We start from the raw sequence: 14,499 nt of genomic DNA, 5'->3' as shown, positions 1-14,499 counted from the left end.
GAACGCATGGCACCAATTTCCCGACGAAGTTTCATCAAGTGGGCCGGGGCGATTTCGGCGCTTGGAACAGTCGGCTGTTCGGTAAACCATCCCAGCACCGGATCACGACGCGAAAAAGCCCGCGTAGCGGTAGTCGGCGGCGGGTTCGCGGGAGCGTCCGCTGCGAAGTACCTCAAGCTGCTCAATCCGGAACTTGAAGTCACTTTGGTTGAGCAACAGGCTAATTACTTGTCCTGCCCCGGATCGAATGAAGTTATCGCCGGCCTAAAGCAGCCCGATGAGCTTCGTCGGAAATATGACATCCTCAGGAACGTTCAGGGAATTCAAACGGTAACAGCCGAAGCCCAAACTATCGACACTGTTCGGCGCACCGTGTCATTGGCGGATGGATCGGCCATGCCTTACGATCGGCTAATCGTCGCACCGGGCATCGATTTCCGCTGGGACGCCATCGACGGTTACGACGAGACTGCCAGTCTGTTGGCTCCTCATGCCTGGAAAGCAGGGCCACAGACCACACTTCTGCGTCGCCAATTGCAGGCCATGCCTGACGGTGGCGTGGTTCTGATCACGGCACCCGCCAATCCGTATCGTTGTCCGCCGGGACCTTACGAGCGTGCGTCACTGATAGCGCATTTTTTGAAGCGTTACAAACCGCGCTCCAAAGTGCTCATTCTGGATGCGAAAACCCAATTCTCCAAACAATCGCTCTTCCTCCAAGGCTGGGAAGAGCTTTATCCAGGAATGGTGGAATGGATCTCGGCGGAAAAGGAAGGAAAGATAGAACGGGTAGATGCGCAATCGCGCGTCGTCTTCACTGAGTTCGACGAGCACCGTGCGGATGTTTTGAACGTGATCCCGCCGCAAAAGGCCGGCAAACTCGCGCATCAGGCGGGGCTGACCGATCAATCGGGCTGGTGCCCCATCGATCCGCTCACCTTCGAATCGCCGCTGGCACCTTACGTGCACATTATCGGCGATGCCTGTACGGCAACGCCCATGCCCAAATCGGCATTTGCCGCCAACTCGCAGGCCAAGATCTGCGCCGCGGCGGTAATTGATCTTCTGCAAGACCGCAAACCGGGTCATCCAAGCCTGATCAACCACTGCTATAGCTTTTTAAAGCCGGATTATGCAATCTCGATCACCGGCGTGTACAAGTATTCGCCAACCGAGAAGCAGCTCGAGGCCGTGTCGACGGGTGAAACACCCATGAACGGCGATCGGCGGAAAGAAGCCGAGCATGCCCGGAGCTGGCAGAAAATCATCGCCACTGACGCCTTCGGGTAATCTCCGCCATTTGGCGCTTGCTGCCTATGCCGCTTCCAAAGCCGTTGCGAGCAGCGCCCGGACAGACTCCGGAAATTCCAGCTCCGATGCGCGGCTCCGCGCGTGCTCGGACATCTTTTTCCAGGTCTTGCGGACGATACCGATCAGCTTTTCTTCATCGTGAATCGCCGCGAAGGCGACAAAGTAGTAATCGAGAAACACGAGGCACGCGACGTCCTCGATCGATTGAACGTCCGGATCGTTTTTCAAACCGCGTTTCTGAAGAACTTTGCGGACCCGCTCGATGTCTATCGGATCGTATCCAGCTTGTGTCATAAGCTGTGCAACACAATCGGCATGAAAACCATATAGATAGCTGCGCCATTGCAGATACCCCTCGCGCGTGTCCGGGTAGGTCTGCCGGGGAACCTCCCAACGTCGAATGTGCTGCCCGCGCGCGGCGATGTGCAGCAAATCCGGCGCATCGGGATAGAGGCGGTCAAGCCATTCCGTCATGCGCATCCCGTAAAGCAATTCCTTGGGATAGGATTCGCCTCGCCAAACCTCACTATTAGGGCCCTGTGCATTAGCTTCGTCTATTAAGACTAGCACCCGATCCAGCCGATCTTCGTTCATCGAAATACTCAGTCCAAGTTGAAATTTGAAATACTGGGAAACTACTTATCAAATCCTGATTTCAAAGGCAATGAAGCCATTTCAACCGGTTCACGCATTGGCGGAAACGGGGCTAAACAGTATCATCCATGGCATGATCGATTCGCCGGGAGGAAACGATGCTCGACGCGTGCGTCTTCACTATTTTTGGATCTACCGGCCACCTTTCCCGCACCAAACTGATGCCTGCCCTGTACCAATTGGACAAGGCAGGCCGACTGCCCGCGGCGATGGTCGTCTTAGGTGTCGGCCGGCGGGATTGGGATAATTCCCATTGGAGAGACGAGGTATCCAAATGGCTAGAAGAGCGTTTGGGCAGCACACTCGACCGGGACGCTCTTGAGCGCTTCAGCAACCGCCTGCATTTCTTTTCGGCGGACATCGGCGATACGGACTCATCGGTACAGCTAAGGCAAGTCCTGGACACTGGCCCCGAGTTTCCGCCCAATCACGTGTATTACCTTTCGCTTCCGCCGTCCGAATACAAAGCGGCGGCCGACTATTTGGCGCTTAGCGGACTCAACCAGGAAGTCGCCGGCTGGCGCCGTCTCGTGGTGGAAAAGCCGTTCGGCTATGACTTGGAAGACGCACAAGTCCTCGATCGCTGCCTGCACCGCAACTTTACGGAACATCAAATCTTTCGGATTGACCACTACTTAGGTAAGGAAACGGTGCAAAACATTTTCGTGTTCCGCTTTGCGAATCTCATGTGGGAACCGTTGTGGAACCGCAACCTCATCGACCACGTGCAGATCACCCACAGCGAATCGGCGGGAATCGAAGACCGGGCGGACTACTATGAAACCGCCGGCGCGCTGCGCGACATGATCCAGAGCCATCTGATGCAGATGTTGGCTTTGGTAGCCATGGAACCTCCGGCGACCATGGACGCCGAATCGATCCGGGACGAAAAGGTCAAGGCGCTGAAATCCATTCGCCCCATCCCAAAGGCTGCGGTCCATGCTCACGCCTTCCGTGCGCAATATGCTCGCGGGCGCATCGACAACCAGGAGGTGCCCGGATATCTCGACGAAAAGCAGGTCGACAAGCAAAGCACGACCGAAACGTATGCCGCCCTGAAGCTTTATATCGACAACTGGCGCTGGCGCAATGTACCGTTTTATTTGCGGACGGGAAAACGCTTGGCGAGGAACAGTTCTCTCATCGCGATACGCTTTAAGCACCCGCCGCAGCAATTGTTTCGCGAAACCCAGATCGAGGCGCTGCCCCCCAATTGGCTGCTGATGGGCATACAGCCCGAGCAATGCATTCGCGCCGAGGTTCAGGTTCGAGAACCCGGCATCGGCATGCGCGCCCGAACCACTCAACTCGATGCCAGCACCTGTTATCAGGCCGGTTATCAATTGGACGCGTACGAGTCCCTTCTGCTCGACGTCATCGGCGGCGATCACTCTCAGTTCCTGCGCTCGGATGAGGTGGAATGGGCCTGGCGAGTCGTCGATCCCATCATAAGAACATGGTCGGTAGAGCGGGAATTCATCCACACTTATCCCGCCGGCTCCTGGGGCCCCGAGGAAGCCGACCGCATCTTCGAGCGGGAGGATCAGCAATGGCGGCATTCTTTCTCGACCGGGGATGCACCTCGTTAAGACCGACGATCCTTTAAGCTATTTGCCTAATTCATTCGATACTTTTGGAGACCTTCTTAATGGCCGTTACAACTCAAGCCATCGACTACAGCCATAACGACGTTCAGCTCGAAGGCTTTTTCGCGTATGACAATAAGCGCCCTCAGCCTTTGCCGGCCGTATTGATCTCTCATGCCTGGGGAGGCAGGGACGAATTCGTGTGCAACAAGGCTCGTAAATTGGCCGAACTGGGCTACGCCGCGTTTGCACTCGATATGTATGGCAAAGGCATCATCGGAAGCGGCCCCGAGGAGAACGCACGGCTGATGAATCCGCTCATGAATGATCGCCGCCTGTTGCAGGACCGCATCACCACAGCTCTGGAAACCGTCCGCAAGCTCCCCCAGGTCGATCCCAAACGGATCGCGGCCATGGGTTTTTGCTTCGGCGGCCTATGCGTGCTGGACCTTGCCCGCACCGGCGCCGATCTGCGCGGCGTTGTCAGCTTCCACGGCTTATTTTTGCCGCCGGGCAATACTCAAGGCAATAAAATCAAGACCAAGGTTCTCGTGCTGCACGGCCACGACGACCCCATGGCACCACCCGATCAGGCGGCGAATCTGGCCAAAGAACTGACCGAAGCCGAGGCAGACTGGCAAATCCATATTTACGGTAACACCCTGCACGCCTTCACCAATCCCATGGCAAACGATCGATCGTTCGGTACGGTTTACGACGAGACCGCCGATCGCCGCTCTTGGGAGAGTCTGCGGAATTTCCTTGCCGAGGTGTTAAACTAGGCCTTCTCCGTGCACCCTAAAAAAACGACAAATGGACCTGAAATTCCTAGATTTCGAACAACCCATTGCCGAACTCGAAGCCAAAATCGAAGAACTCAAGCGCGTCGGATTCGACAATGAAATCAACATCAGCGAGGAAATTGCGAGGCTTGAAGAAAAAAGCCGCAAGCTGACCGAATCGGTATTCTCCTCGTTGACGGCGTGGCAGATATCGCAGATTTCCCGCCATCCCCAGCGTCCGTATACGCTGGACTACCTCGACCTGATGTTCGATGAGTTCCACGAGCTTCATGGGGATCGCGGATTCGCCGATGATCCGGCAATCGTGGGTGGACTCGCCAAACTCGACGGACAGCCGGTTCTGATCATCGGCCATCAAAAAGGCCGCGATACCAAGGAAAAGATCTACCGCAATTTCGGCATGCCGCGGCCCGAAGGCTACCGCAAGGCGCTGCGGTTGATGCATCTCGCCGAGCGGTTCCGCTTACCTATCCTCTGCTTTATCGACACGCCCGGCGCCTATCCCGGCATCGGCGCAGAGGAACGGGGTCAGAGCGAGGCCATCGCCCGCAACCTTTTCGAAATGTCCAAACTGCGCACCCCGATCATTTGTACCGTGGTGGGCGAAGGCGGTTCGGGAGGCGCGCTGGCTATCGGTGTGGGCGACCGCCTGTTGATGCTTCAGTACAGCACCTATTCCGTCATTTCGCCGGAAGGCTGCGCCTCCATTCTTTGGAAAAGCGCGGACAAGGCCGAGCTCGCGGCCGAAGCCATGGGCATTACGTCGGATCGGCTGCAGGAACTGGAACTCATCGATGAGATTGTTCCCGAACCGTTGGGCGGCGCCCATCGAGACCGCAAGCAAACCGGCGATAATTTGAAAGCGGCACTAAAACGGCATCTCGAAGAGCTGCGTCGCACGCCCATCGAGACCTTATTGCAACAGCGCTACGAGCGGTTGATGAGCTACGGCATTTTCGAGGAAGCCGTAGCCTAGCTTCATTGATGCGGGGCGGATAATCACCGCCCCTCACTTCACGGCTTAGATGAGCCTTTGTACCGAAACACTCGATCGAATCCTATCTCGCCAGCCGCCGGCATCCCGCTACTGGATCGCGTACAGCGGCGGACTCGACTCGCTCGTTTTGCTTCATCTCTGTGCGGAACTGAAAGCCAAAGATCCGAACCTCCGCTTTACTGCCGTACATGTCCATCACGGCCTGCAAACAGCCGCCGAAGAATGGGCCGAATTTTGCGAAGCGAGCTGCCGGATGCTTGGAATTCCGTTCCGTCTGTTACGGGTCAACGCCGCCGCGAAACCCGGCGAGAGTCCAGAGGAAGCCGCGCGAAACGCGCGCTACGATGCCCTGCGCGCGCTTCTGTCCGACGGCGAGGTCTTGTTGACCGCACAGCATAGGGACGACCAGGCGGAGACGCTATTGCTCCAACTGCTTCGCGGAGCGGGTATCGCCGGCCTTGCCGCCATGCCGGAACGCACCGCCTTCGGCCCAGGATTTCTGCTGCGGCCGTTACTGTCTTTTTCCCGCGGACAGCTCCGCGAGTACGCTCAAGCACACGAGCTGACCTGGATCGAAGACCCCAGCAACCGCGACTTGAGTTACGACCGCAATTTCATACGCCACGAGATCATCCCCTTGCTCGAAAACCGCTGGCCGGCGACCAAGGACGCGCTGGTCCGCACGGCCCAACATTGTGCTGAAGCGCAAACGCTGCTGAACTCGCTTGCCGCGGACTTGCTGAAGTCCGTTATTCATCCGCTGCGAAACACGCTTCTTCTGGATCGGCTGAGACCGTGTTCGGAAGCGGACCGCCGCCTGATTCTGCGCGAGTGGCTGCGGAGCCGCGGTTTCCGCATGCCTTCGACTCGCGTTATTGATAGGGTTTTGAACGAAACGCTGAACGCCAGACCGGACCGAAATCCCGTAATCCGGTGGAGCGAAGGCGAGATTCGGCGCTATCGGGGAGAGATCTTCCTGATGCCGGCCGCTTCGCCTTTCCATCCGAATAGAGTCATTCCATGGGATGGTGCTACGACACTCCATCTGCCGGACGGGAACGGCGACCTCAGCGTCACCACTGAAAAACGAGCCGGCATCTCGTTAACGGCATGGCGAGCCGGCAAAATCACCGTTCGCTACCGGCAAGGCGGCGAATCGCTACGCCTGCCCGGCCGCGAAGGCTCCCACGATCTGAAAAAACTGTTTCAGGAAGCCGGCATTACACCTTGGATCCGGGAGAGAACACCGCTGATCTACATCGGCGACGAGCTAGCCGCAGTGGCGGGATGGTGGGTGTCCGATTCTTATGCCGGGCAACCGAACGACTTTAATATCGTGATCCGGTGGCACGCGCCGGAGAATTTTTCCGGCGCACTGCCTTCGGCTAATTAAGGATTGATGCAGCGGTAAACATTGAAAGACTGCTCACCATCGATCAGGGGGCCGGTCGGCACGATGGTGTCTCCCCCCATGTCCGCCGCGTTATTGCGGGCGAGACGTTCAACTTCCTCTTGTACGGTATCTTTGCTGCGGGCAAAGATACCGATGGTCGCCGCCGTATTCGACGTGATACGCCCCAAAAATTTACAGCGCCCAACTTCGGGCGGCGTGAGCATACGAATCTTTTCGCCCTGCGGCTTGAGCTCTACCCATGTGCACCCGGAGACCATGGACATTATCGCCACCCCAAAAACAATCGTGAGTAATCTCGCCCCATTCATCAAATAACGTCTCCGCATTAGTCGTTGTATTTTCACCATGTTAGTGCGATTCAATATTCGATTGTAAACAACCTGGGCGGTGACTCCGATCCACAGGTTGAGTAGAATATGCTGACAAATCCTTTTGACGTCCGACGCGACGGCCGCTGCCTCGGCGATCGTTACGCAGCCTAAATTTACCCATCGTTGAATGACCAAATATATTTTTATTACCGGCGGAGTCGTCTCATCCCTGGGCAAAGGCATTGCCGCATCGTCGCTTGCCGCAATCCTGCAGGCCCGCGGTCTTAAAGTTACACTGACCAAACTCGATCCGTATATCAATGTCGATCCGGGCACCATGAGCCCGTTTCAGCACGGCGAGGTTTTCGTTACCGAGGATGGCGCCGAAACCGATCTGGACCTTGGCCATTACGAGCGCTTCCTGAGCACCACGATGGGCAAGGTCAACAGTTGGACCACCGGGCAGATTTACGAAAATGTCATCCGCAAGGAGCGACGAGGGGAATACCTCGGAGCGACCGTGCAAGTTATCCCCCATATCACGGACGAGATCAAGCGCGTCATCCGGCTCAGCGCGGAAGGCTACGACGTGGCCCTGATCGAAATCGGAGGGACGGTCGGCGACATTGAATCGCTGCCCTTTTTGGAAGCCACGCGCCAGATGCGAGTCGAGTTGGGCGATGACAAATGCCTGTTCATTCATCTCACCCTCGTTCCGTACATCGCGAGCGCCGGCGAGCTCAAGACGAAGCCCACCCAGCACTCGGTGAAGGAACTCCGAACCATCGGCATTCAGCCCGACGTTCTGATTTGCCGCTCGGACCGGATCATCCCCAAGGCCGAGCGAACAAAGATCGCACTCTTCACCAACGTCGGGGAAGATGCCGTCATCTCCGCCGTCGATGCCGACACCATTTATCGAATTCCGCTGCTGCTGCACGAACAGGGGCTGGACGATATCGTCGTGAAAAAACTCAAACTCGATGCCGGCGCGGCCGACCTCTCCGAATGGCAGAGAGTGATCGATGCCCTGGAGCATCCCGGCCATGAAGTGACGATCGCCATGGTAGGCAAGTACGTCAATCATTCCGACGCCTACAAATCGCTGACCGAAGCGCTCATTCATGCCGGCATTCAGACCAGGACCAAGGTCAAAATCCGATTCATCGAATCGGAAGAAATCGAGGACAAAGGCACCGGCTCGCTGGAAGGCGTAGACGCCATTCTGGTGCCCGGCGGCTTCGGCGAACGGGGTGTCGAAGGCAAGATCGCCACGGTCAAGTACGCTCGCGAGAAGAAAGTCCCCTATCTCGGCATTTGCTTAGGGATGCAGGTGGCGGTCATCGAATTCGCGCGCGATGCGGCGGGACTGGAAGGCGCCCACAGCACGGAGTTCTTGCCGAAAACACCGCATCCGGTCATCGCCCTGATTACGGAGTGGCAGGACGACTCCGGCACGATCGAGCATCGGGACGAAAAGTCCGATCTGGGCGGCACCATGCGTCTGGGCGGCCAGAAATGCCGGCTGGTCAGCGGCAGCCTGGGCCATAGAGTCTACGGCAAGGACGTCATCAACGAGCGCCACCGCCACCGCTACGAGTTCAACAACCGCTATCTCAAATCCCTTGAGGACGCAGGACTCAGGGTGTGCGGCAAATCCCTGGACGGCCGCTTGGTGGAAATGATCGAGATCCCCGATCATCCGTGGTTCCTCGCCTGCCAATTTCATCCGGAATTCACGTCCACCCCGCGTGGCGGCCACCCTCTTTTCACGGGCTTCGTGCGCGCCGCCGCCGAATATCATCAAAACAAGAAGGCGAACTGATGCAACTGTGCGGATTCGAAGTCGGCTTGGACCGGCCGTTTTTCCTGATTGGCGGCACCTGCGTCATCGAAGGCGAGCAACTCGCCTTGGAGACCGCGGGAACACTCAAGGAAATCACATCCAGCCTCGGCATTCCCTTTATCTATAAATCCTCCTTCGACAAGGCGAACCGCTCGTCGCACGAAAGTTTCCGCGGCCCCGGCCTCGAGGAAGGACTGCGCATTCTCGAAAAGGTACGGGATACCATCGGCGTACCGGTGCTGACCGACGTCCACGAGGATACCCCTTTAGGCGAAGTCGCCGCCGTCGTCGATGTGTTGCAGACACCGGCGTTTCTCTGCCGGCAAACCAACTTCATTCAGGACGTCTGTGCGCAAGGCAAGCCGGTCAATATCAAGAAAGGCCAATTCATGGCCCCGTGGGACATGAAAAACGTAGCCAACAAGGCAAGAGCCGTCGGCAACGAACAGGTCCTCGTCTGCGAGCGCGGCGTCTCGTTCGGTTACAACAACCTGGTCTCCGACATGCGCTCTCTCGTCATCATGCGCGAGACCGGCTGTCCCGTGGTGTTCGACGCCACCCACTCGGTGCAGCTGCCCGGCGGTCAAGGCACGGCTTCCGGAGGGCAACGGGAATTCATACCGACCTTGGCCAAGGCCGCCCTGGCGGTGGGCATCTCCGGCCTGTTCATGGAAACCCACCCCGAACCGGACAAAGCGAAGAGCGACGGCCCCAATTCATGGCCCTTGGCTCGCATAAAGGAGCTCTTAGAGGTGCTTGTCGAAATAGACCGCATCGTCAAACAACGCGGAATGGTCTAGACGGAATTATTACAACGACACTCCGATACCAGAGGAACGGAACCGATGAGCAAAATCACCGAAGTGCGGGCACACGAGGTGCTCGACTCCAGAGGCAATCCCACAGTCGCCGCAGAGGTCATACTCGACTCCGGAGCAACCGGCTCCGCCATGGTGCCGTCCGGCGCTTCCACCGGAACCCGAGAGGCCATCGAGCTTCGGGACGGCGATAAAACCCGCTATCTGGGCAAAGGCGTATTGAAAGCGGTCGAGAACGTCAAAACAGCGATCCGGTCCGCCGTCTTGGGCATGGACGCCGATGACCAGGCGGCCATCGACCGCAAGATGATCGAACTGGACGGCACCGACAACAAAGGCCGCTTGGGCGCCAATGCCATTCTCGGCGTCTCCCTGGCGACCGCCCATGCCGCGGCGACCGATGCCGGCAAGCCGCTCTACGCGTACCTCAACCGCAGCGGCGAGTTCCTGTTGCCGGTCCCCATGATGAACATCATCAACGGCGGCGCGCATGCCGACAACAGCGTGGACATGCAGGAGTTCATGATTCTTCCCGTCGGCGCGCCCAGCTTCCGGGAAGCTCTCCGCTACGGCGCCGAAGTCTTCCACGCTCTGAAAAAGGTACTGGCCGAACAGGGCCTGAGCACCGGCGTGGGCGATGAAGGCGGCTTCGCGCCGAATCTGCCGTCCAACGAATCCGCCATCGGCGTCATCCTGGAAGCGATAGAACGGGCAGGATATAAAGCGGGAAAAGACATCTATCTCGGCCTGGACGTCGCCAGCTCCGAGTTTTACCGGGACGGCGTCTATACGCTGGAATCCGAGAATAAACGGTTCACTTCGGACGAGTTCGCGAACTATCTTGCTGCCTGGGTCGACAAATATCCCATCATCACCATCGAAGACGGCATGGCCGAAGACGACTGGGACGGGTGGAGACTATTGACCGATCGGCTGGGGAGCCGCATTCAGCTGGTAGGCGACGATCTTTTCGTCACGAATCCCGCTATCCTGAAACAGGGCATCGAGGCCAAGATCGCCAACTCCATCCTGATCAAGGTCAATCAAATCGGTACCTTGACGGAAACCCTGGAAGCCATAGCCATGGCCCACCAGGCCGGATATACGGCTGTCGTCTCGCACCGTTCCGGCGAAACAGAGGACACCACTATCGCGGATCTCGCCGTGGCCACCTGCGCGGGACAAATCAAAACCGGCTCTCTCAGCCGATCCGATAGAGTCGCCAAATACAATCGGCTTCTCAAGATCGAAGAGCAATTGGGCGATAAAGCCCGGTACACCGGCCGCAGCGCCTTCCGTCAAGCGCTCTGAAAGGCGGGACGCCGTCCGACGACAGTGTGAAAAAGCTGATTGTCTTCTTGCTGGTGTTGATCGCCCTGCTCCAGTACCGACTGTGGCTGGGCGATGGCGGAATCGCCGAATTGCAGGAGTTGCAGGACCGTATCGAAAAGCTCACGGAGGAGGGCGAAAAGCGGCGCGAACGTAACGCGGCGCTGGAAGCCGATGTCAGAGATTTGAAGGAAGGAACGGACGCCATCGAAGAACGGGCTCGCCAAGAACTGGGGATGATCAAGCAGGGAGAGACTTTCGTCCAAGTGATCGAAATGCCTAAGAACAAGACACACGACCGATCGCCGCAACCAAAGCCTTCGGAGCGGAAAACTACGCCACAAAAGACCGAAAGGCCTCGTTAGCATCTGTTGTCCATGACCGACACCTGCCGAAATAATCGATTCTGGGCCATTGTCCCTGCAGCCGGCGTGGGTAAACGCATGGGGGTCGACGTACCGAAGCAATACCTTCAAGTCCTGGGGAAGCCGGTATTGCAGCATACCCTGGAGCGGTTGCTGGCGATCGATGTCTTGGCCGGCGTCGTCGTGGCTCTCGGGAGCGAGGATGGTTATTGGTCCGATCTACCTTGTGCTACCCATCCCAAGATCCGGGTCGCCCCCGGAGGTAAGGAGCGTGCCGACTCCGTGCTTTCCGCCTTAACGAGTCTCGAGAACGTGGCCGAACCGGACGACTGGGTGTTGGTGCACGATGCAGCTCGGCTGTGTATCACGATCAGCGATGTTCAAAAACTGATCGATCGGCTTAGGAACGATGAAGTCGGCGGCATACTGGCACTGCCGGTCACGGATACCCTGAAAGGCGCAGAGGCGGGCGAAATCGTCGAAACCATCGACCGCAGCCGGATCTGGCGCGCGCTGACGCCACAGATGTTCCGCTTTCGTATGCTCAAGCATGCGCTGACCGATGCTGCCGAACGGAAACTGATCGTGACGGACGAAGCCAGCGCTCTCGAACTTCGAGGATTGCGCCCGAAGATCGTGGAAGGACGCCCGGACAATATCAAGATTACGCGGCCGGAGGATCTTCCTCTGGCGGCTTTTTACCTGGAGCGACAATGCTACGAATAGGTCAAGGTTACGATGCACATCGGTTCAAAGATGGCGGCCAACTGGTCCTGGGGGGCGTAGCCATCGATTATGAAAAGAGCCTCGCGGCGCACTCGGATGGAGACGTTGCGTTACACGCCTTGTGCGATGCCTTATTGGGTGCGGCAGCACTGGGCGATATCGGTCGGCATTTCCCGGATTCCGACCCCAGTTTCAAGGGCATAGACAGCCGGGTTTTGCTCCGCGAGGTTCACGCCAAGATCACCGAACGCGGCTACACCGTGGTCAACGTCGATCTGACCATCGTCGCACAAAAGCCGCGGCTCGCGCCCTATATCGAAAAAATGCGCACAACCATCGCGGATGACCTCGACATTGCGCACGACGCGGTCAACGTCAAAGCCACCACGACCGAAGGCATGGGCTTCGAAGGCCGGGGCGAAGGCATCTCCGCCTATGCGGTAACGCTCCTTCAGAAAAATTAAGCCATGGGCGATTCGACCGCCGCCCTGCCCTACGCCTTTGGCGGGCCAATCGGAACCGGCATTATCAAGACGTCGCCGGAAGATTTCGTCGTCGAGGAACTGCTGGGTTTCGAGCCTTCCGACCAGGGCGAACACTTTTTTCTGCGCATCGAAAAACGCGGCGAAAATACCGACTACGTCGCCCGCCAACTGGCCCGCTTTGCCGGAATCCCGACACGGGACATAGGCTACGCGGGCCTTAAGGACCGCCACGGCAAGACCATTCAATGGTTCAGCGTATGGCTGCCGGGCAAGGCCGAACCGGACTGGAGGCAACTTGAATCCCCCTCCCTCCGCATACTCGAAGTCCGGCGCAACAGCCGCAAGCTAAAAAAAGGCGCGGCAGCCGGCAATCGTTTCGAAATCGCCGTTCGCGAATTGAAATGCGACATCCCGCTATTGGAACGACGCCTGAAACAGATCGGCGAATGTGGGGTTCCCAATTATTTTGGAACGCAACGGTTCGGCCGCGAGGGACAGAACCTTGCGAAGGCATCGGCTCTTTTCGCGGGTACGCTCGGGCGGGTGGACGCTCACCGTCGCGGGCTTTATTTGTCTGCCGCGCGTTCTCATTTGTTCAACGGCATCCTCGCCAAGCGGATAAGCCGAGACGTCTGGGATCGCGCGGTTACCGGCGATGCCTTCATGTTTCCCGACTCGCGCAGTTTTTTTAAGCCCGACGCTATTACTCCGGAAATCACGCAACGGCTTGAGGCCAAGGAAATTCATCCAAGCGGCGCGCTCTGGGGCAAAGGTACACCGGCCGTTACCGATGAGGCACTGGCCATAGAGACGGCCGCAGCCGAGGAAGAGCCGGTTCTCTGCCGCGGTCTCGAAGATTTCGGCGTCGAGATGGCCCGCCGGCCGCTGCGACTTTGCCCGGACGGATTTCAGTGGGAACGGTCCGGCCCGAGCAGCATGCATTTGCGATTCGCGCTGCCCGCCGGGGCTTACGCGACCGCCGTTCTGCGGGAACTGATCGACACCGGTTTTTCAGACGATTAAAGGATCCTCATGGACTGCCATCACGTGTATTACCTGGCTCTCTTGCAAGGGCTGACCGAATTTCTGCCCATTTCGAGCGCCGCTCACCTTATCCTGATGCCGGTGGTTTTCGGCTGGCATGATCAAGGCTTGGCCTTTGACGTCGCCGTCCACATCGGAACGCTGACCGCGGTCGTGGTCTATTACGCGGGCGCTCTGCGCGATATGGCCGGAGCCTGGTTTCGTTCGATCTCCGGAAAGGGCATGAGCACGGATGCGAAACTTGCTTGGTACGTAATTCTGGGGACGATTCCGGCGGGCGTCGCGGGGCTGGCGGCCAACGGTTATGTCGAGACCCAGCTCCGCAATCCGCTGGTCATCGCCGCTAGCACGATAGTGTTCGCCTTGGTACTTTGGCTGGCGCAAAAAGTGAGCGCCGAACGACGTACCGATGCCGACATGAACTGGCAAGATGCTTTGATAGTCGGTCTCTTTCAAGCCGTGGCGCTGATTCCCGGCACATCCCGATCGGGTATCACGATCACCGGCGGTTTGTTCCGCGGCCTGGATCGCAAAGCTGCCGCCCGATTTTCGTTTCTGCTGTCGATCCCGGTAACGGCATTGGCGGGATTACTCAAGGCATACGAGTTATTCGAATCCGACCAGACGGTATCCTGGTGGAACATGTCCCTCGGAGCGCTGCTCTCCGGTATCGTTGCCTACATTACCATTGACTGGTTCCTGAGACTCCTCGATCGTATCGGCATGTTACCCTTCGTGATCTATCGGCTGATTTTGGGCGGCGTGCTGCTTTACATCTTCCTGCCCGGTTAGCGATACCGGCGGTTTTTC

The 14,499-nt window shown here is 57.9% G+C and carries 15 protein-coding genes; 13 read left to right on the top strand and 2 right to left on the bottom strand.

Annotation, left to right across the window (positions count from 1 at the left end; translation table 11 throughout):
* Positions 1-6: 6 nt before the first annotated feature.
* Positions 7-1,290 carry an FCSD flavin-binding domain-containing protein gene (locus tag ACWJJK_RS07525; protein ID WP_454128822.1) on the top strand — a complete coding sequence of 428 codons (1,284 nt, stop codon included), beginning with the start codon at positions 7-9 and terminating at the stop codon, positions 1,288-1,290.
* Positions 1,291-1,314: 24 nt separating this feature from the next.
* Here ACWJJK_RS07525 and ACWJJK_RS07520 read toward each other — a convergent pair whose 3' ends face one another.
* Complete coding sequence (locus ACWJJK_RS07520; protein ID WP_454128821.1) at positions 1,315-1,905, bottom strand: DUF4202 domain-containing protein; 591 nt, start codon at positions 1,903-1,905, stop codon at positions 1,315-1,317.
* Positions 1,906-2,063: 158 nt separating this feature from the next.
* Here ACWJJK_RS07520 and zwf point away from each other — a divergent pair, with 158 nt between their 5' ends.
* From zwf to tilS, 4 genes are read left to right on the top strand one after another with little or no spacing between them, the layout of a single operon-like run.
* Positions 2,064-3,554, top strand: a complete 1,491-nt coding sequence (gene zwf, locus ACWJJK_RS07515) for a glucose-6-phosphate dehydrogenase (RefSeq protein ID WP_086133558.1) — start codon at positions 2,064-2,066, stop codon at positions 3,552-3,554.
* A 59-nt stretch (positions 3,555-3,613) separates the two neighbouring features.
* Positions 3,614-4,333 carry a dienelactone hydrolase family protein gene (locus ACWJJK_RS07510; protein WP_077732451.1) on the top strand — a complete coding sequence of 240 codons (720 nt, stop codon included), beginning with the start codon at positions 3,614-3,616 and terminating at the stop codon, positions 4,331-4,333.
* A 31-nt stretch (positions 4,334-4,364) separates the two neighbouring features.
* Positions 4,365-5,330: an acetyl-CoA carboxylase carboxyl transferase subunit alpha gene (gene accA / locus ACWJJK_RS07505; protein ID WP_077732452.1), complete on the top strand. Its 966-nt coding sequence runs from the start codon at positions 4,365-4,367 to the stop codon at positions 5,328-5,330.
* A gap of 49 nt (positions 5,331-5,379) precedes the next feature.
* Positions 5,380-6,744 (top strand): tRNA lysidine(34) synthetase TilS, encoded by a 1,365-nt coding sequence (tilS, locus tag ACWJJK_RS07500; protein ID WP_454128820.1) that lies wholly within the window; start codon positions 5,380-5,382, stop codon positions 6,742-6,744.
* On the opposite strand, the gene ACWJJK_RS07495 is transcribed toward tilS, so the two are convergent.
* Positions 6,741-7,028 carry a DUF4156 domain-containing protein gene (locus ACWJJK_RS07495; RefSeq protein ID WP_168183759.1) on the bottom strand — a complete coding sequence of 96 codons (288 nt, stop codon included), beginning with the start codon at positions 7,026-7,028 and terminating at the stop codon, positions 6,741-6,743. The genes tilS and ACWJJK_RS07495 overlap by 4 nt on opposite strands.
* A gap of 235 nt (positions 7,029-7,263) precedes the next feature.
* On the opposite strand from ACWJJK_RS07495, the gene ACWJJK_RS07490 reads away from it, so the two are divergent.
* From ACWJJK_RS07490 to ACWJJK_RS07455, 8 genes are read left to right on the top strand one after another with little or no spacing between them, the layout of a single operon-like run.
* A complete protein-coding gene (locus ACWJJK_RS07490) occupies positions 7,264-8,901 on the top strand; it encodes a CTP synthase (RefSeq protein WP_133717243.1) in 1,638 nt (545 codons plus the stop codon).
* Positions 8,901-9,722, top strand: a complete 822-nt coding sequence (gene kdsA / locus ACWJJK_RS07485; protein ID WP_086133553.1) for a 3-deoxy-8-phosphooctulonate synthase — start codon at positions 8,901-8,903, stop codon at positions 9,720-9,722. Before ACWJJK_RS07490 ends, kdsA begins: the two co-directional genes overlap by 1 nt.
* Before the next feature lie 45 nt (positions 9,723-9,767).
* Positions 9,768-11,051 carry a phosphopyruvate hydratase gene (eno, locus tag ACWJJK_RS07480; RefSeq protein ID WP_077732457.1) on the top strand — a complete coding sequence of 428 codons (1,284 nt, stop codon included), beginning with the start codon at positions 9,768-9,770 and terminating at the stop codon, positions 11,049-11,051.
* A gap of 26 nt (positions 11,052-11,077) precedes the next feature.
* The gene (gene ftsB, locus ACWJJK_RS07475) at positions 11,078-11,434 is read left to right on the top strand and encodes a cell division protein FtsB (protein ID WP_077732458.1); all 357 of its coding nucleotides are present in this window, start codon (positions 11,078-11,080) and stop codon (positions 11,432-11,434) included.
* 12 nt (positions 11,435-11,446) lie between these two features.
* On the top strand, positions 11,447-12,160 hold the full coding sequence (gene ispD, locus ACWJJK_RS07470; protein WP_454128819.1) for a 2-C-methyl-D-erythritol 4-phosphate cytidylyltransferase: 714 nt from the start codon (positions 11,447-11,449) through the stop codon (positions 12,158-12,160).
* Positions 12,148-12,624 carry a 2-C-methyl-D-erythritol 2,4-cyclodiphosphate synthase gene (ispF, locus tag ACWJJK_RS07465; RefSeq protein WP_077732460.1) on the top strand — a complete coding sequence of 159 codons (477 nt, stop codon included), beginning with the start codon at positions 12,148-12,150 and terminating at the stop codon, positions 12,622-12,624. Before ispD ends, ispF begins: the two co-directional genes overlap by 13 nt.
* A 3-nt stretch (positions 12,625-12,627) precedes the next feature.
* Complete coding sequence (gene truD, locus ACWJJK_RS07460; RefSeq protein WP_086133551.1) at positions 12,628-13,668, top strand: tRNA pseudouridine(13) synthase TruD; 1,041 nt, start codon at positions 12,628-12,630, stop codon at positions 13,666-13,668.
* A gap of 9 nt (positions 13,669-13,677) precedes the next feature.
* Positions 13,678-14,481 (top strand): undecaprenyl-diphosphate phosphatase, encoded by an 804-nt coding sequence (locus tag ACWJJK_RS07455; RefSeq protein ID WP_133717239.1) that lies wholly within the window; start codon positions 13,678-13,680, stop codon positions 14,479-14,481.
* Positions 14,482-14,499 lie beyond the last annotated feature (18 nt).

The organism is Methylocaldum gracile, from assembly GCF_053646815.1.
Note: the sequence above shows the minus strand (reverse complement) of the source record. Positions and strands in the feature narration are given on the sequence as shown.